The sequence below is a fragment of the Sandaracinomonas limnophila genome (assembly GCF_004005965.1).
Lineage (GTDB): Bacteria > Bacteroidota > Bacteroidia > Cytophagales > Spirosomataceae > Sandaracinomonas > Sandaracinomonas limnophila.
The window spans coordinates 256,614-277,024 of record NZ_SACY01000004.1 but is presented as its reverse complement, the minus strand read 5'-3'; the positions used below and the strand labels follow the sequence as shown (position 1 = coordinate 277,024).

Here is a 20,411-nt window from a genome sequence, read left to right as displayed (position 1 = left end):
TTAGTAATTTTGAGTATGAATCAGCAACCCGATTTTTCGAAAGGATTAATTCCAGCCATTATTCAAGACGCCAGCACCCGCAAAGTGTTGATGTTGGGCTATATGAACGAAGAGGCTTTTGAAAAAACAAAATCCGAAAAAAGAGTAACCTTTTTTTCTCGTTCCAAAAATCGTTTATGGACTAAGGGAGAAACCTCTGAAAACTACCTTAATGTAGTTGAAATCATGGTTGATTGCGATCAAGACACCATTTTGATTTTGGCGAATCCGGAAGGACCAACTTGTCACACCGGAGCAGATACCTGTTTCAATGAATCCAATCAAGACAATGCTGCCTGGTTAGACCACTTAAAACACGTGATTCGTTCCAGAAAATCTGCAGATGCAGATACTTCCTACACGGCATCCTTGTTCAAAAAAGGAACCAATAAAGTAGCACAAAAAGTAGGAGAAGAAGCCGTGGAATTGGTGATAGAGGCGATGTCGGCCAACGATGAATTATTCAAAGGAGAAGCAGCAGATTTGTTGTTCCACTATTTAGTTTTATTGGAACATAGAGGAATAGGATTAGAGCAAATTATTGAATTATTGCAAAAAAGACATCAGAAATAAGCATGATAGGATTCGTTATACGCTTTTTGGTTTTGGCAGGGTTGGTGATGATCATACCCAATTATTTGAAAGGAATTGAAGTAGATGGTTTTGCTACTGCACTTCTTGTTTCACTAGTAATGGCCTTTTTAAATAGCTTTGTAAAGCCTGTTTTAAAGTTCATCAGCTTTCCCATCACCTTTGCAACCTTGGGCTTGTTTTCCTTGGTTATCACAATTGCGATGGTCTATTTAACGGAAATGTATGTGCCCGGATTTAAAGTTTCGGGATTTGTGGCTCCTCTCATTTTCAGTATGATTTTCAGTTTTGCCAATAGCATTTTAGGCTTTTTCACCAAATGAAAAAAGGCTTATTCATTTTATTTTCGATTGGTATTTTGTTCAGTTCATGTACAAAAAAACCACCCATTGAAGGCTTAAATACCGAAGTATTTCGTTCCGATAGAGGGGCTTGCAAAGGCCTCCGCAAACAATTTTTACCTTGGTTTCAGCAACATCGCTTAGATTGGAAAGGCGTTAGTTCCAACGACATTGAAGACGTTTTAGGCAAGCCCGACATCCAGCAATTAGCCGACAGAAATCAAGAATATTACATCTATTTTTTTGAGCCCGGGGCGCATTGTCAAGACCCGAAAAATCCTTCAAATGCCCAATCTATTTCATTTCGCTTTTCGGCAATGGGTTTAGCCACAGAGGTAACGTTTCAGAAGGGAATTTGAGAATATAGGAATTGAGGAATATAGGAATTGGGGAATTTAAGAATTGGGGAATTTTTATCCCTTATACCTAATACCTAATCCCATTTTTGCTATGGATGTGGCATCCCTCAGGGATGCTTCTCCAATTCTAAAGTTCTACTTTTCTTAAGTTCTATACTGAAATTGGGGAAATTTGTTTAATTTCTAATTTATGAAGTAACATTTCATTTTCAAGATCATAATCATTTTGAAGGCCTAACCAGAATTTTGGAGAATTTCCAAAATAAAGACTTAAACGCAATGCTGTATCTGCAGAAATCCTTCTATTTCCTTTTATAATTTCAGAAATTCTAGTCTGTGGAATGTGTAATTCTTTAGCTAACTTATATTGTGAAATTTCTAAGGGCTTTAAAAACTCTTCCATTAATATTTCACCCGGTGTAATGTTTTTTATCTTTTTCATTTCAAGTTTATTTGTGATAGTCCAGTATAGTTACTTCAAACGAATGGTTATTCTTCCAAATAAATACAATTCTCCATTGATCATTTATCCTTATACTATAAAAATTGCTTAAGCCCCCTTTTAATTTTTCTAATCTATTTGAAGGTGGAATTTTTAAATCTTGCATAGAACAAGAGTTGTTTAACATTCTCAACTTTCTCCTTGCAATTTCTTGAATTTCAAGGGGTAGTTTTTTTGAATAACTTCCTGACCAAATTTTCTCAGTTTCTTTATCTCCAAATGATTGTATCATAACGTGGTTCGTTAGTAACGCCAAAGATAAGTAATCTTGTTGTTATATAATAATTAATTTAACTTTTAGACCTGTAGAATTAAAACAGGTGGCTGAGGCCAAGCTAAGCGAGGGGAACGAAGCACCCGGCGTATATGAAAAACAATCCCAGAGGGATTGCATGTCTATAGCTTATAAATTCCCGTCAACACCCTTTTTGACCCCGCTGGGGTGCTGCTAATTGGAACAAACTCCAAATGCTATAGATGTGGCATCCCTCCGGGATGCTTCCCCAATTCTTATATTCCCCAATTCCTATATTCCCCAATTCCTATATTCCCCAATTCCTATATTCCCCAATTCCTATATTCTCCAATTCCTATATTCCCCAATTCCTATATTCTCCAATTCCTATATTCCCCAATTCCTATATTCCCCAATTCCTATATTCCCCAATTCCTATATTCTCCAATTCCTATATTCCCCGATTCCCATATTCCCCAATTCCTATATTCCCCGATTCCCATATTCTCCAATTCTTATATTCCCCAATTCCTATATTCTCCAATTCCTATATTCCCCAATTCCTATATTCCCCAATTCCTATATTCTCCTATTCCTATATTCCCCTATTCTTATATTCCTCAATTCTTATATCAAAAAAGGGGCTCCTAAAAGCCCCTCACTCCTAAATCGAACTGATTTCTTCAATCGGAATTTTCAATACACGTGTAAGCTGAAAAATTTTGGTGGCATTGGGGAAATGTTTACCAGATTCCCAATAATTGTAGGCACTTTGGCTGACCCCGACTGCCGAGGCCACTTGTTGCTGGGTCAATCGCAAACCTTGCCGGTTTTTGATTAAGACGGTGGAAAAAATTTGTTTCGTTTTCATAGTGGTTAGTTTTGGTTTTTTACCTTAAGAAATTTAAATAATCGGTAATATAATTCCAATCATATAGGATTATTATTAGAAAAATAATAAAATTACTTATAAGAATTTTTGAGATGGTAAAAATGTTGTCGACAAGCGAAAATAATTTCTAATAAAGAAAGCTGACAAAGTCCTCATAAAAATTTCCTATTTTAGTGGCATGAAAACGAAAGCAATAATTCTTTTGTTCGGCATATTTTGTGCGATACAAACACAGGCCCAACAAACACTTTTTCCGCATCAAAATCAAAAATGGGTAGATTCTGTACTGTCCAAATTATCGCTTGAACAAAAAATTGGACAAGTGTTAATGCCCCGGGCCAATTTCAATGCCACCTATGACACCACCCGTTTGTATTCTATTGTGAAAGATTACCACATCGGCGGACTCGTATTTTTTGCAGGGAATCCTACTCAACAGGCTTTATTGGTAAACAAATTACAATCATTTGCTAAAGTACCCATGTTCATCGGAATGGATTTGGAATGGGGTTTAAATATGCGTTTAGACTCAACCGTTCGCTATCCTTACCAAATGACCTTAGGTGCCATTCAGGGTGATGATGCTTTGATTGAAAAAATGGGCTACCAAATTGCTCAACAATGCAAAAGAATGGGCATTCATATCAACTATGCGCCTGTTGTGGACATCAACAACAATCCCAATAATCCGGTCATAAACTTCCGATCCTTTGGTGAAAACAGAGATTTAGTTACTCAAAAGTCGCTTGCTTACATGCGTGGTTTGCAAAAGGGAGGAATTATTACTTCCGCCAAGCACTTCCCCGGACACGGAGATACCAGTACGGATTCACATCTGGACCTGCCAACCATTGAACACAAAAGACCCAGATTAGATAGCTTGGAGCTATTTCCCTATCGAGCATTAATTGAAAATGGTTTACAAGGCATCATGGTGGGACATTTAAATTTGCCTGCCTTAGATAGTACTGCTCAATTGGCCTCTACGCTTTCAAAACCGATTGTAACCGGCTTGTTACGAAATAATTTGCATTTTGGAGGCTTGGTATTTACCGATGCCATGGACATGAAAGGAGCTACAAAAAACTTCCCTGAAGGAACCGCAAATGTAAAAGCCTTTTTAGCAGGGAACGACATTTTAGAAACGTTTACAGATGTTCCTGCGGCATTCAATGCCATCAAAAAGGCATTGGATAACAAAGAGATATCAGTAGAAGAATTGGACCACCGAGTTGGCCGAATTTTAAACGCTAAAGTTTGGGCAGGCTTAGACCATTACCAGCCCATTCAAATGGCAAACTTGGTACCCGAATTGAATCCTATTGCTGCAGAAAATTTGAATAAACTATTGGCAGAAAAGTCGATTACACTACTTAAAAATCCGGCAGGCCTATTGCCCTTACAAAAATTAGATACGCTCAAAATAGCTACTTTAGCAATTGGAAAACCTAATTATGGCAATAAATTTCCAACGGCCTTTCAACAAACTGCAGAAAATTACATGGCAATGGATCATTTCGTATTAGACGAAACTTCAAGCGATTCTTTGATTCTTGCAACAGAAAAGAATTTGAAAAAATACAATGTGGTACTGATGGGAATTCACGGAATTTCAATCCGTCCTACGAATAACTACAGCCTAAAACCACAAGTAAAAAGCTTGGTGGATCGATTTGTCAATGCTAAAACCGTGGCCATTCATTTTGCCAATCCAATGACCTTAACCAAATTTGATAGCCTTCACAAGGCTGCTGCTTTGGTAACAGCTTACCAAGAAGGTATCCCACAAATGGAGGTCGTTGCTGAAGCTATCTTTGGAGGAACAGCCTTCCAAGGTAAATTTCCCGTAACCTTAAACAATCAATACAAATTTGGACAAGGATTTATTACTAATAGCCTGGGCCGATTGAAATACCAAAGAAGTCCTGAGGAAGTAGGTATCAACAGACTATATTTGTCCAAAAACATCGATTCTTTGGCAAATTTGGCCCTAAAAGAAAAAGCAACGCCCGGTATTGTTGTATTAGTTGCGAAAGAAGGAAAAGTAATTTTTCACAAGGCTTATGGTAAGCAAACCTATGAAAGCACAGAAAATTTATCTAAATCGGCAATTTACGATTTAGCATCCATTACCAAAATTTCAACTTCAGTACCTGCCCTTATGAAATGGCAAGATGAGGGGAAATTTAAATTGACCGAAGGCTGGTCTGAGTTGGTTCCAACACTAAAAAACTCGAATAAATCAGATTTAAAATACTTAGATATTTTAACGCACCAAGCCAAATTGAAGGCTTGGATTCCATTTTGGATGGATTATATCGACAGCCTAGACATGATTGTCCACAGCAAAAAATTTCAAGCAAAATATGCAAAGCAATCGTTTGGAATGAATGTTTGGGAAAAATACATTAGCAAAAATGCTGGAGAAAATCATATTAAAGAATGGATTGCCAAGCAACCTAAATTATGGGATGAATGTGTGGATATTAAGAACGAAATCACTCGATGGAAGCCCCAAACCCTATCTTATGCGCAGTCTGAGGAATATCCTGTGGCTGTAAGTCCAACCCTTTGGGCACATAAATCCATAAAAGACAAAATCTTTACGGCCATCAAAGACTCCCCTCTTCGTGAGAAAAAAGAGTATGTTTATTCGGATTTATCTTACTACCTATTACCGGGAATCTCTCCCCAAATGACAGGGAAATCTTGGGAAGATTTTTTGAAAAAGACGTTTTACGCCCCATTAGGTGCAAGTACTTTGACATATCAAGCTGAAAAACATTTTCCTTTAGCGCAAATTGTGCCCACAGAATACGACTCCTTGTTTAGAAAAACCTTGATTCATGGCAAAGTCCACGACGAAGGCGCTGCCTTGTTAGATGGTATTTCTGGACACGCTGGACTTTTTGGCAATGCAAATGATTTGGCTAAATTAATGCAAATGTACTTGCAAAAAGGCTATTACGGTGGCACGCAATTCATTGACCCTTCTACCTTAAATTATTGGATCTCCTATCCATTTTCGAAAGAAGAAAATTCTCGACGTGGCGTTGGATTTGATAAACCTGACCGCAAAAAACCTGGCATCTCCGCTGCTGCTTCAGCCACTGAACAGAGTTTCGGACACAGTGGTTTTACAGGAACCTATACTTGGGTAGATCCGGTGCACGATTTGGTGTATGTTTTTATGTCGAACCGCGTTTATCCAACCCGAAATAACAGCAAATTGAGCGATTTGAACATCCGAACAGGAATTAACGAAGTCATTTACCAAGCCATAAACAAAGGATTATAATGAACCTATTAATCAGCGGAGGAAATGGATTTATTGGCAAAACCTTAGCTAAATTTCTTCAAGATGCAGGCCATCAAACCTTCGTTCTTTCCAGAACAAAGGGAGATGTTTTATGGAACCCCACTGAAAATTGGATTCAGGAAAATGCATTTGAAAATATAGATGCAGTTATTCACTTAGCTGGAGAAAATATTGGGGAAAGCAGATGGACAGCCCAACGAAAAAAGGAACTGATACAATCAAGAAAGCAAGGCACGGAAGTGTTAGTCAAAGCCCTCAATGAGCAACAACACCATGTCCAATTATTCATTTCCGCCTCTGCCATCGGATTTTATGGGGCAGATACAGGGGAACAACTTTGTGATGAAAATTCACCAAGTGGCCACGATTTTTTGTCGGAATGCGTACAGGTTTGGGAATCGGCAAATGGTACCTTGTCTCCCAATATAAGAAAAGTGGTTTTCCGCTTGGGACTTGTTTTAGACAAAAACGGAGGTGTTTTCAAATCCATTTTTACTCCCATCAGATTCGGTCTTGGCAGTGCCTTGGGCAGTGGAAAACAATGGCAGTCGTGGATCCATATAAAAGATGTTTGTGAAGCCATTTTATTGACTCTCAACAATAAAAACCTACGTGGAACGTATAATTTAGTAGCACCCAATCCAATCCGACAAGTAGAAATGGCGAAACAAATTGCCCTTAAAGGGAAGTTTCCCTTTTTCATGCCAGCTGTTCCCAAATTTGTGTTAAAATTAGTTTTAGGAGAAATGGCCTGTTTAGTTTTAGGAAGTAATAAAGTAACTTGCGATAAATTTTTAAAGGACTCGGGTATCAAATTTAAATTTCCCGATTTTGAACGAGCAGTAAACGAATTAATTTAAGATGTCGAAAAATATATTAGTGTATTGTGGTTCATCTGCGGGATTTGACCCGATATATGAACAAGAGGTTAAAAAACTTGCCTCAGCCTTAAAAAAACAAGAGGCCACCATTATTTTTGGTGCAGGAAGTGTAGGCTTGATGGGTATTTTAGCAGATGAATACATTCGTTTAGGTGGAAAGTGCATCGGAATCATCCCCTCTTTCATGGAACCATGGGAGGTTAAACATAAAGGCATTCAAGAATGTATTGTCACAGAATCCATGCACGAGAGAAAGCAAAAAATGGCGGAATTGGCTGATGGCGTTTTAACCTTACCTGGTGGTTGGGGATCAATGGATGAGCTTTTTGAAATCTTAACATGGAAACAATTAGATTTGCACCAAATGCCTGTGGGATTATTAAATATCAATGGATATTACGACCATTTAATTGCCCAAATGAATCACATGATTAAGGAAGGGTTTTTGAAAGAAAGAAACCTCTCTGCACTACATATCGAAAATGATCCGGAATCTATGGTGGATTGGGTCATGCAATATGAGCCAGAAAAGATGGAGAAAAAGTGGATTTACAGAGGCTAAAAAAAATTTAAATGAAAAAGCTACTACTTTTTTTATGCTTAACCACACCCTTATTGGCACAACAAAAGCCTGAAAATTTAGGTGCCGCTGTAAATTCTGAATATTTAGAATTACACCCCGTTATGGCACCCGACGGCAAAACCCTATACTTTACCCGTAAAAATCACCCTTCCAATAAATTTGGAGCCATCGGATCTGAAACCATTGCAGGGTCACAAGATATTTGGTATTCTGAAAATAATGGCGGTGTTTGGACTCCCGCGCGCAGAATGTCAGATATCCTAAATCGCGACCAATATAATACTATTTTATCCATTTCTCCCGACGGACAAACCATTTTGGTTAAAGGAGCATATGTAAATGGACAATACCAATCGAGAGGATTCTCTATAGCCAAAAAAACCGCTAATGGCTGGTCTATCCCCGAAAAGTTGAATATTCCTTCCTATGAAAAAATGAACAAAGGCAAAAATGAAACGGCCTTTTTGAGCATGGATGGCAAAATTTTATTAATGGCATTTTCCGAAAAACGAAATAGCGACAAAGACGATTTGTACATTAGTTTCTTAAACGATGGCGAATGGTCGAAACCTCAAAATATGGGGAGTAAAATCAATACTGAATTTTCTGAAACCACGCCCTTTTTAGCCGCAGATGGGAGAACATTGTATTTCTCTTCGGATCGTCCTGGCGGATTGGGAAGTTCTGATATCTATGTAGCCAAACGCATAGGAAAAGATGATTGGTCGAATTGGCGTGCGCCAGTCAATTTAGGTGCCCCAATAAACACGGAAGATTTTGATGGATATTATACTTTACCTGCCAAGGGTGATTTTGCCTATTTCCTTTCGTCTAAGGGTAGTTTAGGGAAAAAAGATATATTTCGATACCTTGTCCCTAAAAACGAAGACAGCGAGGCAATGTCGAGCTCTAGCGGCAATAATTCTGCTTCAAAAGATCAGGTTTCTGATATAAATGCAAAAAATGGTAGTGACCTAGCAAAAACGAAAGCGGGGGCTGAGGCCGAGCGAAGCGAGGGGACTCGAAGCCCCGATGATGCCCTGGTTGTGCAAGGAAATATTCAAGGAGACAAGCGTTTGGGCAGTTCTGAAAGCTCAGAACCGGTGGTATTGATATCCGGAAAGGTTAAAAATACGCAAACAGGTAAAGTACCAGAAGGTGCTGCCATTACCTACGAAGATCTAAAAACGGGTAAAACCATTGGTATTGCCACACCAGATCCCAATACAGGTCAATACAAATTGGTACTTCCCTATGGCATCAATTACGGCATAACAGCAAAAGCGAAAGGAATGTTGCCCAGTTCCATCAATTTGGATTTAAGCAAATTGAGAGGACGATATTTAGAATTAGACGAGAGAGATTTGGTAATGGCACCTATTGCGAAAGGAAGTACAGTAACAATCAACAACTTATTCTTTGAGTTAAACAAGGCAACTTTAACTCCAGAATCGGAGCCTGAATTGAAACGAATTGTGAGTGTAATGAATGAAAACAAAACCTTGGCTATTGAAATCAGTGGACATACAGACAACACAGGTACAGATGAATTCAACAATAAATTATCATTAGATAGGGCAAATGCCGTTCGCGATTATTTATTGAATGCAGGCATTGATGGAAATCGTATCAAATCGAAAGGATACGGTAAAACCAAACCTAAAGAAAGCAATGATACAGAAGAAGGCCGTGCAGCTAACCGACGAGTAGAATTTGTGATATTATAACATGATACCAATCCTCAGATTTTTTATCCGAATTGCCCTTTCCATTTTTTTCAAGGAGATCCGGATAATTAATGAGGAAATGACGCAAAAAAAAGGCCCCTTACTAATTGTTGCAAATCACCCCAATTCCTTTTTAGATGCCATTTTGATTGGGTCGATTTTTGACAGAAAATTACATTATTTGGCTCGGGGAGATGTTTTTAGAAAGCCCTTGTATGGCTATTTATTACGTTCCATTGGAATGATTCCCATTTTTAGACAAAGGGAAGGGAAAGAACACTTACATAAGAATCAAGATACTTTTGAAGGTGCTGTAAACATCATAGAAAAAGGCGGGGCTGTATTAATTTTTATAGAAGGCCTTTGCCTAAATACACATCACCTGTTACCCTATAAAAAAGGAACTGCAAGAATTGTTGAATTATTACAAGAAAGACATAAACAGTTTGAAATTCAAGTGGTAACACTATCCTATCAGGACTTCCACAGCATCTCAAAAAATGTTTTAATCGTATTTCAACGATTAGCCAAAATTCCTATTATTAATTCTGCAAAAGATCGCTTGATTTTTAATGAAAAGGTTCGAGAAATAATGGAAAAGGGATTATTTCGACTACCAAATCAAAAAAGAAGCCATGGCGTTTTAAAGTGGTTTTTTTATCCCTATTATTTGCTTGTAAAGAGGTATGTCTCTAAAAAAACAAACGGAACCGTTTTTTACGATTCCGTTCTATTTGCTGTATTATTTTTTACTTTTCCAATACTAGCAATTGCCTTATTTTTCGTTACTTTTTACCTCATTTGAATTAGATTTTGCTTTCGGAAGAAAAGACATTCTCAAAGCAATTTCATGAGATTGTGTACTTACGCTTTTAATAGCAGAAGTTGGCATTTCAAACAAATACCCTACATACAATTTTTTAGTAGCTTGTACCCCCAAACGTATACCAAAGCTATCTCCTTGACGAATACTTACACCCAAATCTAATTTTTCGCGGAAATTTCCATTTAAATTTAGATCTGTACTCAAAGGAACATCATGCGCAATCCTGAATAATAAACTTGGATAAAGCGTAAAGCGATTCACAGATTTACCATCACTATTGGTAACTTTTCCTCCCATTGGAATTTTGGTTCCTGTCATGAAATAGAAATAGGGAACATCTTTGAAAGTACCATTTAAGTCGCCAAAGTTATATTTAGCTAAACGTGCTTGAGAAAGAGAGAAAAACAAGCCATCCTTATTTTTAGAAAATAACAAGCCCCAACCTAGGTTTGGAGTTACCCCAGTACTTCTATTGGTTAAAAAATAAGAATCTGTTCCATCGGTTAATTTCAACCCTGCTAATTCTAAATTAACATTACCTAAACTTCCTCTAATAGAACCCGAAAACATCCAATTTTCGTTTAATTTTGCATGATAGGCAAAATCTGCATTAAACACGGATATTTTTACCGGGCCTGCTTGGTCTACTAAAGCTGAAGCACCAAAACCTTTATTTTCGCCCCAAACAAATGAAGAATTAAAACCAGTTGTTTTAGGAGCGCCCTCAATGCCAACCCACTGAGTTCTGTGGACAAGCGTTATATCATTTTGTCCATTAATCCCCACATAGGCTGGATTAATCCATTGTGGATTATAACGATATAAACCTAACATTGTTTCAATTTGTGCGAAAGCAGCAAAATTGATCAACAACAGGATAAATAATGGAGCCAGGGCCAAACGACCCTTTTTCCATATACTCACCTTTTCTACTCTCAATGTATGTAAAGTCATGACTTTTTTTAGTTTAGGAATTTAGGAACCTAAGAATCTAAGAATTTCCTCAATTCTTAGATTCCTCGATTCTACATTTCAAATTTTAATGCGTTCTATTAATAAATATAAAGCTTCCGATATTTGGTTTTGCCCCTAAGAAATCAATTACGTAATAATAGGTTCCGTCTGGTAACAAACCATCTCCTTCAAGTGGTCGATAGCCATTGTTGGTTTCTCCTCCCCAATTATTTTTATAATTATCTTGTTCATAAACCACATTACCCCAACGATTGAAAACTGTTAATCTGTTGTTGTAACTTAAGACTCCAGGAATGATTAATTTATCATTCTTTCCATCTCCATTTGGAGAGATTCCTTGGGTAGTAAATACCTCACAAACATCTGCATCTAATCTATTTGGAATACCATCATTATCACAATCTGGCAAATTTCCATAATCTAAGCTGTCTTCATTTTTATCAGATATACCATCATTATCAGAGTCTAATTCACGATAGTCAGGGATACCATCCTTATCAGTATCAAGTGGCGCGTTTCCATTCGGACCTTTTTCTAGAGTATCAGGTAAAGTATCATTATCTGAATCCAAATCTCTAAAATCTGGAGTACCATCATTATCTGTATCCACAGGACTATTTCCATTTGGACCTTTTTCAATGGAATCTGGTATACCGTCATTCTCTGAATCTAAATCACGATAATCTGGGGTGCCATCTTTGTCAGTATCTACTGGATTATTACCATCAGATCCCTTCTCAAATGTATCAGGAATACCGTCATTGTCTGAATCTAGATCACGATAATCTGGAGTACCATCTTTGTCAGTATCTACCGGATTATTGCCATCTGCTCCTTTTTCTACCTTATCTGGAATACCATCGTTATCTGAATCTAAATCGCGATAATCTGGAGTGCCATCTTTATCCGTATCTACTGGATTATTGCCATCTGCTCCTTTTTCAACAGTATCTGGGATACCGTCGTTGTCAGAATCTAAATCGCGATAATCTGGAGTGCCGTCTTTGTCTGTATCTACTGGATTATTGCCATCTGCTCCTTTTTCAACAGTATCTGGGATACCGTCGTTGTCAGAATCTAAATCGCGATAATCTGGAGTGCCGTCTTTATCAGTATCTACCGGATTATTACCATCTGCTCCTTTTTCAACTGTATCTGGGATGCCGTCGTTGTCAGAATCTAAATCTCTAAAGTCTGGGGTTCCGTCTTTATCAGTATCTACTGGATTATTGCCATCTGCTCCTTTTTCAACAGAATCAGGAATACCATCATTATCAGAATCTAAATCTAAATAATCTGGAGCGCCATCCTTGTCGGTATCAAATGGATGAGAACAACTACCTGCTTCAGCCATATCTGGGATTCCATCACCATCACTATCTTTATCTCTGTAGTTTGGTCTATTATCTCCATCGATATCTCTTGTTAATTCAACATAATCAGGGATACAATCATCGTCAGAATCCAAATCTAAATAATCAGGAATTTTATCATTTTCGGTATCAACTGGAGAATCCCCTTCTGAAATGTCCGCCCATCCATTGTTATTTGCATCAATGAATACGCCTTTTTTATCTATTCTTCCGTCAAAATTATCATCACGATTTGCAGCAAATACATCTATTGCTTCAGCTGCATCAGATATTCCATCTGCATCAGAATCTAAATCCAAATAATCTTGGATTCCATCACCATCAGAATCAATTGGGTTTGTTGGAGCTGGGCCTGCTTCAACTTTATCAGCAATTCCATCGTTATCGGAGTCAAGGTCTTGGTAATCTGCCCAACCGTCTCCATCAGAATCTCTATTCTTTTCAACTGCATCTGGAATTCCATCATTGTCAGAATCTCCGTCCAAGTAATTTGGAACACCATCACCATCAAAATCTAAAGGAAGTCCCGAAGTATTGGTTTCCATATGATTTGAAATTCCATCCCCGTCACAATCTCCATTTTTAAAGAAATTATTATAAGCATCTGAACCTAAGGCCGGAATAACTCCAGTACCACCAACACAGAAGTTTAATGGCTCTGGGTCTGTACTATTTGGTGTGCCATCACCGTCGCAATCTAAATTTTGCCAAGCGGTTGTAACATTAGCAATTACTTGAGAAGCTGGCTTGTAACTACAAGGATCATTTGGATCCGTTCCGTCAAGGATTTCTTGTGCGTCTGGAACTCCATCGCCATCCGTATCATCATTAAATGTAATAGATGCCGTTGCTGTTGCTGTACAACCATTTGCTGCCGTACCTGTTACTGTATAAACGCGACTTGCAGTAGGTGATGCTATAACAGATGCACCAGTTGTTGCACTTAATTCAGTTGATGGTGACCAAGCATAGGTTGATGCTCCAGAAGCTGTTAATGTTACCGATTGTCCAGGATAAGATGTTGTACTTGCGGGAGAAACGGTTACTGTAGGAACAGATTTTTTAGTTGCAATTACCTCTGTTCTGCTTGCACTTGTACATGACCCATCTAAAGCTTCTACCCAATAAGAGGTTGTAGCAGTAATTGATGGAGAATAGGTACTTCCTGTTGCCAATAAGGTACCTCCAGTAGATGCATCATACCATTTAGCTGATCCTGAACTAACTGTTGCAGATAAGGTAACTGTTCCGTTTCCGCAAACGGATCCAGGATTGGTACCTGAAATGGTTGGTACTGCATTTTTAGTTGCAGTTACAGAGGTTCTACTTGTACTAATGCAGGTTCCATCTAGTGCCTCTACCCAAAAAGTAGTTGTCCCTGTAATAGATGGAGAATAAGTAGTTCCCGTACTTAAAACGGTTACACTAGTTTCAGTGGCATACCATTTAACAACCCCAGCACTTACTGAAGCCCCTAAATTTACAGTACCATCCCCACAACGAGAATCATTTGTAACTCCTGTTATTGTGGGAGTTGGGGTAACTGTTCCCGAAAGAGTAATTGTTTGATCTGCTGCTCCAGTAGAGGTAATCGTTAAATCTGCAGTTGTTGGACTAGCAGATAAAGACGCCATTCTCACATAAATAGTTGTTGAAGCAACCGCTCCACCAGACTGATTTAAGGTTAATGTGCTTTGGAATGTTGAATTATCAGTCGAAATTTCAAATCCTGTTGGGGCGGTCAGCACCATGTTGGCAGTCAAGGTAGAACCTGAAACCGTAAAAGACTGTGATGCAGATGCTGTACTTTGACAAGCAGTAAACCCAGTTAATGACTCTGAAAGTGAAATAGTTGCAGAACCTGAAACAGTAGCAATTACCGCTGTTCTTGTACTTTTACAACCAGCACTTTGTGCTTCTACGTAATAAGTTGTTGTATTTGAAATAGTTGGGGTTGTCCAAGGTGAACCGGTTGCTCCCAATGCAGTAGTACTGCTAGAAGTTGCATACCAATACAACGTTCCCGCACTTGCAGTGGCAGTTAAATCTACTGTTCCTGTTCCTGTTCTACTAGCTCCTGCTGAGCTTGTAATTGTAGGAGATGCAGTGACCGTACCAGAAACTGCTATATTAGTTGTTGATGCACCAGTTGAAGAAACTACCACATTTCCACTAATCGCTCCAGCACTCGTTCCTTTTAATCGAACATAAACTGACCTAGAACTTACTGTTCCAGAAGTAGGACTTACTGAAATAGAACTTCCGTATCCACTTCCTGAACTCCAAGAAACCTCATATCCAGTAGGGGCAGTAACTACTAAATTAGCTGATAAATGAGCCCCAGAAACAGTAAAGCTTTGCGATGCAGAAGCTGTACCTTGACAGGTAGAAAATGCGCTCAAACTACTCGTTATAGAAATGGAAGGAGCTAAATTTATTAAATCATTTAATGCATTATCTATTGGGTCAGAAGATGTTGGAACATTATCCGCCGTGTTATAATTACTTTCCTTACCAGCCACAACTAGTAAAAATGAATTTCCTGTAAGTGTTGCATAACTACTACTAGTAAAGGAAACACCATAAAATGATAGTGAATTAGGTGCTGGACCACTAGTTTTATCACGACGGTCCAAGGAAACATAAAGAGATTGAAGATTATTACTCCCATCAATATATGATAAAATACCTTCAACAGAGTTTCCCCCAGTAAATTGTGTTACACCCGTTTGAGTAAATTTAAAATTACTGCCGGTTATTGGTGTAATACCAGAAATTGTATTTGTACTTCTGGTGTATGACGTTCCTGTACCACCATATAAGGTGTTAAAACTCCAGGAAACATCAGCTTTTACTTCAGCAAAAAATGGAAAAAATAGAATCAATAGCAGGTATAATCTACCCCTAAAGAACTTAGTAGTCTTGAGACGAACCATAAAAATTAATTTAGAACACAAATAATATTGTTGCCCAAAATTAATTTAAGAAATATGTGAAATGTAAACTTTTTTACATCTTTTTGGTATGAAAAAAAATTTTAGACTAAAAAAAACATTTTTAAACTTTGTAAAAAATTTGTAATTTAGAGCTAGTTATCCGTTTCTATGTTTTTATTTGTATCTCTATTAATTATACTTTTTGCATTAATTGCCCTGATGTACAATTTCAGGGAAAATCGCTCAATCATTTACTTGAGCAGCATTTTTTTATTCTTTTCAACCTTCTCTTTAACCTATCATTATTTATTTTACGGAGAAGATCCCCTATTGATTGCCATATTTTATGGACACTTTTCTCCCCTTTGGTTTTTAATCGGACCTTTCACTTTTTTCTATGTAAGGAGTGTACTAGAAAATAACAAGTCTACTTTTTATTGGACAGATTTATTACACAGTTTACCTGCTTTAATACACCTTATTTCGTTTTCTAAATATTATTTTATCCCTTTTAGCCAAAAGTTAGATTTTGCAAATCATGTCATTCACAACCTGAATTACATCCATAATTTGAATCATTTTGGATATTTTTATTCCCAAAAATTTGCCTTCCTGATAAGACCTATCCATGGTTTTGCATACAGTGCAGGAACATTAATTTATTTCCTAAAAGCCACCAAACAAAATAGATCCCATCAAATTCAATGGATTTTGTTTTTCCTTATTTCTCTGAGTTTAATCTCATTTTATTTTATATTTTTATTTCTACTCGCTGTAGAAAGTACAAATCTACAGACGACTTTCAACTACCTACCCATCAAAATCCTTACTGAAATATACTTTTTAAGCATCCCTGTTGCCATTTTAATCAAATTTCCAGAAATACTCTATGGCAAACATAAATTCATAAGACCTAAAACAGAACCGAAATCCGACGAGTTTAATTTGTCTTTTGAAACAGATGAAAATAAACAAATCGCAACGGAAATTGTGCGTTTCTTTGAAGAAAACAAGCCTTTTTTAAATCCAGATTTCGAATTTCATGATTTACAAAAAGCCCTAGACTTGTCGGAAGAAGAATTAAAAATTAGCATGAAATATATTCTAAAAAAGAAGTTCACAGAACTACGTTCAGAATATAGAATTAACTATGCAAAGGATCTTATAAAGTCTGGATTAACACAAACCACTTCTATTGATGGTATAGGAACAATGGCGGGATTTTCTAATAGAGCTAATTTTTACTCTACATTTAAATTATTGTCGGGATTAACCCCTTCCCAATATTTACAAAGCCTAAAGGCAGAAAAAACTAAAAACAACTAACCAAATTTCGGTCATTAGACAACCGTGGAACTTTATTTTGCCCACCTAATTTGCCTTGACTTTTCATTAACTGAATAAACCCATTTACAGGTACCTTTCTAATCTGTAATTCCTGCAAAATATTGCCCGCCAATAAATCCTTGTAATAAATATTCAAGCCTTGCATTTGTTGGTCTAAATAAGCCTGAAAGGCTTTTAAATCTGCTGGATCTTGATCAAATTCGATAAACCACTCGTGGTAAGGTAATTTTCCGCCCATTGGATTCACTTCTGGTGCAACTGTAAACTCTGTGACTTTCACCTCAGGAAAAGCCTTTAAAGCTGCATTCATGGCCTTTTCTACCTCTTCCCCAATAACATGCTCACCAAAGGCTGAAATAAAGTGTTTAATTCGACCTGTTACAACAATTCGATAGGGCTCTTTAGAAACAAATTTAACCGTATCTCCAATAGAATAGGCCCAAAGTCCGGCATTGGTAGTCAATAAAATTGCATAATTAACTCCGAGTTCCACCTCTGTAAGACTCAAACGAGTAGGATTCGCAGAAAAATAGGTATCAGTAGGCACAAACTCGTAAAAAATCCCAGCATCTATCAACAACAACAGACCTTCTTCTCCTGAAGAATCCTGAAAAGCAATAAACCCTTCAGAAGCAGGGTAGGTTTCTACAACATCCATTGACTTGCCAATAGATTCCATTAATTTCTCCCGATAAGGTTCAAAATTAACCCCGCCAGTCACAAAAACTTGAAAATTAGGAAATAAATCACCAATTTTTTGGCCACTTTTAGCACTTAAACGATCAAAATACATTTGAACCCATGGCGGAATGCCCGAAATCAATCCCATATCTTGGTCTTTCGTTTCCTCTACTATTGCATCTAATTTGCTTTCCCAATCTTCCAAACAATTTGTCGGATAACTAGGCAATTGATTACTGCGCAAATAAGAGGGTACATGATGATTTACAATACCAGATAAACGCCCAATTTTAACTCCTTTTTTCTCTTCCATCTCTGGACTCCCCGAAAGAAAAATTAATTTTCGATCCAAAAAAGCAGAATTTCCACTATAAAACACATAATGTAAAAGCGCATCTCTTGCCCCTGCAATGTGATAGGGCATGGATTCTTTGCTAATAGGAATGTATTTTACCCCAGAAGTTGTACCTGAAGTTTTGGCAAAATAGGCGGGTCGACCCGGCCAAAAAATATCCGAAGCCCCTGCTAAAGCTTCTTCCAAATAGGGTTTGAAATCCTCATATTCGCAAATGGGAACTTGAGATTTAAAGTCTAAATAATTTTGGATTTTATCAAATGCATAAGTCTTGCCAATTAAGGTTTTTTCAGCCATTTTAACATTAGACTTCATCCAAAAATCCTGACTTTCAAAAGCATTCAAATGGCTTTTGCGGTATTTTTTAACGAGCTTTTTTGCCCAAATACTTGCCACAAAAGAGCGAATTCCCATTATTCTTTGAGTTTAAAAAAGCCTTTAGGATCGGGCATTTTTTCTAACAAAAATTGTGAGAAATTAATGTCCAATTGTAAAATATCCAATTGTCGGCATTGGTGAAAATAGGTCCAAGCATCTTCAATTTTACCAGAATAATAAGCGACCTGGCAGCGTTTCATCCAGGCATTGGCATTGTTTGCATCTTGATGTAAACTTTTTGCTAACAACTCTTCCACCTCTTTCAAATCACCGCAAGCTTGTTGATTTTGGTAACAACTCAATTTAACAGTGGCTAAATCAACTCGTAAATTACTTTGCGTTGAATCCAAAGAAAGGCCCTTTTCCAATAATTTAATGGCCAATTCATTGTCTTTTCGATTGAATGAAATCACTCCCAAGCCCCAATAGGCTTCAACACTGTTTGCATCTAAGGCATTTACGTAATTGAATCGAAAGGCTGCCGTATCTAATTTCCCTTCTCCTAAGTATTCCCAACCTTTTTCAGCAAAAAATTTCGCTGCTTCTTGTCGAGAAGAAAAACTATCATCACAAGATTTTAAAAACAATTGAAGGTCTTTTTGATCCTTTTGTCCCAAGGCTTTCTGCCCAAAAAGTGCCTGGTACTTTTGTTCTCGTATGACAGAATCTATTCCATTTGTATAGGAAAATGCTTGAAAAGAGCTTAAAAACAATAAAAAAACAATAATTTTCTTCACCTTACTTCCTCCTTTTATTTGACTTATTTGATTTGGACTTGAATTTAGCGTTTTTCTTTTGAGGTTTCGACTTTTTTTCATGAAAAGCCCCTTTAAAATCCGGATTTTCTTTTCGCTTTTGTTCGTCAATTGCACGCAACATAGCTATTTCTTCCTCTTTTGGCGTAGCAAATACCGGTATTTCATTGGGGAGACTACCCAAAGGAATTGTTTGCTGAATAATTTTTTCAATCTTTTCCCAATGGTATTTTTCAGCCATCGTTACAAAGGTAATAGAAGCCCCAAGAGCATCTGCACGACCTGTTCGACCGATTCTGTGCACATAATCCTCATAAATCAAAGGCACATCAAAATTTATCACATGTGAAACCAAAGGAATATCTATTCCCCTGGCAGTTACATCGGTAGTAACCAAGACCTTTAATTTACCCTCTCGAAACAAATTCATTGAGTTTATTCGGGTATTTTGCCCCTTATTGGAGTGAATCACACGAATATCTTTCTCTTTTAATAGATTCTCCAATAAATATTGTTCCAAATCATTGGCAACCAATTTAGAGCGACAAAAGACCATAACACGGTCAAATCCTTCCTGTTCCAAAAAATACTTCAATGCCGCTAATTTGGTTTTCAAATTGGGCACATCGTAGGCGCATTGTTCCACATTGACTGCCGTAGTGGCCTGCGGAGTGATTTCTATTTTATGTGGATATTCTAAAAATTCAAAGGATAAGTTTTCTACTTTCTCAGGAAAAGTTGCTGAAAACAAGGCATTTTGCCTTTTTTTAATAGGAATTACCTCCAAAATCTTCCGAATTTGAGGCATAAATCCCATATCCATCATTTTATCGGCTTCATCCAATACCAAGGTTTTCAATTCTTTGGTAATGATTACCTCTTTCAAATACAACTCCATAAATCGCCCCGGAGTGGCAATTAACAGATCAATCCCATTATTTATGGCATCTATTTGCGTCCGCGGACCCAAGCCACCATAAATAGCTAAAATGCGCAAATCTGTATATTTAGATAAACTTCTAAATACCTCTTCGATTTGAATAACCAATTCGCGGGTTGGGGCTAAAATCAAGGCTCTTGGATTTGAACCTTGAGCATATTTGCATTGCATTAAAATAGGCAAAGCATAAGCAGCTGTTTTACCTGTCCCAGTTTGTGCAATTCCGAGCACATCATGTCCCTTCAAAAGCAAAGGAATTGCCTTTTCCTGAATATCAGTAGGTGTACTATACCCTTGGTCATCGCAAGCGCGAACTAGCTGAGGATTAAGGCCTAAATCTGAAAAATGAGTCATGAATCATACAAAATTTCACAAA

At 37.4% G+C, this 20,411-nt stretch carries 17 protein-coding genes; 9 read left to right on the top strand and 8 right to left on the bottom strand.

From position 1 onward, the window contains the following. Positions 1 to 15 precede the first annotated feature (15 nt). The 3 genes from hisIE to EOJ36_RS09965 are packed head-to-tail and all read left to right on the top strand — an operon-like array spanning position 16 to position 1,330. Positions 16 to 612: a bifunctional phosphoribosyl-AMP cyclohydrolase/phosphoribosyl-ATP diphosphatase HisIE gene (gene hisIE, locus EOJ36_RS09975; protein ID WP_127804923.1), complete on the top strand. Its 597-nt coding sequence runs from the start codon at positions 16 to 18 to the stop codon at positions 610 to 612. 2 nt (positions 613 to 614) lie between these two features. After that, entirely contained in the window at positions 615 to 953 is a 339-nt protein-coding gene (locus tag EOJ36_RS09970; RefSeq protein ID WP_238944465.1) for a phage holin family protein, read from the top strand. Continuing rightward, entirely contained in the window at positions 950 to 1,330 is a 381-nt protein-coding gene (locus EOJ36_RS09965; RefSeq protein ID WP_127804921.1) for a hypothetical protein, read from the top strand. The genes EOJ36_RS09970 and EOJ36_RS09965 overlap by 4 nt, the downstream gene beginning before the upstream one ends. Positions 1,331 to 1,481: 151 nt before the next feature. Here EOJ36_RS09965 and EOJ36_RS09960 read toward each other — a convergent pair whose 3' ends face one another. The 3 genes from EOJ36_RS09960 to EOJ36_RS09950 form a co-directional block, all read right to left on the bottom strand. After that, positions 1,482 to 1,772 carry a HigA family addiction module antitoxin gene (locus EOJ36_RS09960; protein WP_127804919.1) on the bottom strand — a complete coding sequence of 97 codons (291 nt, stop codon included), beginning with the start codon at positions 1,770 to 1,772 and terminating at the stop codon, positions 1,482 to 1,484. A gap of 7 nt (positions 1,773 to 1,779) precedes the next feature. Next, positions 1,780 to 2,064: a type II toxin-antitoxin system RelE/ParE family toxin gene (locus EOJ36_RS09955; protein ID WP_127804917.1), complete on the bottom strand. Its 285-nt coding sequence runs from the start codon at positions 2,062 to 2,064 to the stop codon at positions 1,780 to 1,782. 667 nt (positions 2,065 to 2,731) lie between these two features. Further along, positions 2,732 to 2,938, bottom strand: coding sequence for a helix-turn-helix transcriptional regulator (locus EOJ36_RS09950; protein WP_127804915.1), 207 nt, complete (start codon positions 2,936 to 2,938; stop codon positions 2,732 to 2,734). Positions 2,939 to 3,137: 199 nt separating this feature from the next. Between EOJ36_RS09950 and EOJ36_RS09945 the strand changes: the two genes are divergently transcribed. From EOJ36_RS09945 to EOJ36_RS09925, 5 genes are read left to right on the top strand one after another with little or no spacing between them, the layout of a single operon-like run. Then, complete coding sequence (locus tag EOJ36_RS09945) at positions 3,138 to 6,257, top strand: glycoside hydrolase family 3 N-terminal domain-containing protein (RefSeq protein ID WP_127804913.1); 3,120 nt, start codon at positions 3,138 to 3,140, stop codon at positions 6,255 to 6,257. Next, complete coding sequence (locus EOJ36_RS09940; RefSeq protein WP_127804911.1) at positions 6,257 to 7,138, top strand: TIGR01777 family oxidoreductase; 882 nt, start codon at positions 6,257 to 6,259, stop codon at positions 7,136 to 7,138. The genes EOJ36_RS09945 and EOJ36_RS09940 overlap by 1 nt, the downstream gene beginning before the upstream one ends. Position 7,139: 1 nt before the next feature. Beyond that, the gene (locus EOJ36_RS09935) at positions 7,140 to 7,721 is read left to right on the top strand and encodes an LOG family protein (protein ID WP_127804909.1); all 582 of its coding nucleotides are present in this window, start codon (positions 7,140 to 7,142) and stop codon (positions 7,719 to 7,721) included. 11 nt (positions 7,722 to 7,732) lie between these two features. Beyond that, positions 7,733 to 9,469, top strand: coding sequence for an OmpA family protein (locus EOJ36_RS09930; protein WP_127804907.1), 1,737 nt, complete (start codon positions 7,733 to 7,735; stop codon positions 9,467 to 9,469). Position 9,470: 1 nt separating this feature from the next. Then, on the top strand, positions 9,471 to 10,274 hold the full coding sequence (locus tag EOJ36_RS09925) for a 1-acyl-sn-glycerol-3-phosphate acyltransferase (RefSeq protein ID WP_127804905.1): 804 nt from the start codon (positions 9,471 to 9,473) through the stop codon (positions 10,272 to 10,274). On the opposite strand, the gene EOJ36_RS09920 is transcribed toward EOJ36_RS09925, so the two are convergent. Both EOJ36_RS09920 and EOJ36_RS09915 read right to left on the bottom strand, forming a co-directional pair. Further along, positions 10,245 to 11,249, bottom strand: a complete 1,005-nt coding sequence (locus EOJ36_RS09920; RefSeq protein WP_127804903.1) for a PorP/SprF family type IX secretion system membrane protein — start codon at positions 11,247 to 11,249, stop codon at positions 10,245 to 10,247. The genes EOJ36_RS09925 and EOJ36_RS09920 overlap by 30 nt on opposite strands. Before the next feature lie 85 nt (positions 11,250 to 11,334). Then, positions 11,335 to 15,579 carry an Ig-like domain-containing protein gene (locus EOJ36_RS09915; protein ID WP_127804900.1) on the bottom strand — a complete coding sequence of 1,415 codons (4,245 nt, stop codon included), beginning with the start codon at positions 15,577 to 15,579 and terminating at the stop codon, positions 11,335 to 11,337. Positions 15,580 to 15,834: 255 nt separating this feature from the next. Here EOJ36_RS09915 and EOJ36_RS09910 point away from each other — a divergent pair, with 255 nt between their 5' ends. Continuing rightward, the gene (locus tag EOJ36_RS09910; protein WP_164847891.1) at positions 15,835 to 16,905 is read left to right on the top strand and encodes a helix-turn-helix domain-containing protein; all 1,071 of its coding nucleotides are present in this window, start codon (positions 15,835 to 15,837) and stop codon (positions 16,903 to 16,905) included. Here EOJ36_RS09910 and EOJ36_RS09905 read toward each other — a convergent pair. The 3 genes from EOJ36_RS09905 to EOJ36_RS09895 are packed head-to-tail and all read right to left on the bottom strand — an operon-like array spanning position 16,892 to position 20,389. Then, positions 16,892 to 18,376: a GH3 auxin-responsive promoter family protein gene (locus tag EOJ36_RS09905; protein ID WP_127804895.1), complete on the bottom strand. Its 1,485-nt coding sequence runs from the start codon at positions 18,374 to 18,376 to the stop codon at positions 16,892 to 16,894. The two genes, EOJ36_RS09910 and EOJ36_RS09905, sit on opposite strands and share 14 nt — an antisense overlap. Continuing rightward, entirely contained in the window at positions 18,376 to 19,077 is a 702-nt protein-coding gene (locus EOJ36_RS09900) for a tetratricopeptide repeat protein (RefSeq protein ID WP_127804892.1), read from the bottom strand. Before EOJ36_RS09900 ends, EOJ36_RS09905 begins: the two co-directional genes overlap by 1 nt. Before the next feature lies 1 nt (position 19,078). Continuing rightward, positions 19,079 to 20,389 (bottom strand): DEAD/DEAH box helicase, encoded by a 1,311-nt coding sequence (locus tag EOJ36_RS09895; protein WP_127804889.1) that lies wholly within the window; start codon positions 20,387 to 20,389, stop codon positions 19,079 to 19,081. Positions 20,390 to 20,411 lie beyond the last annotated feature (22 nt).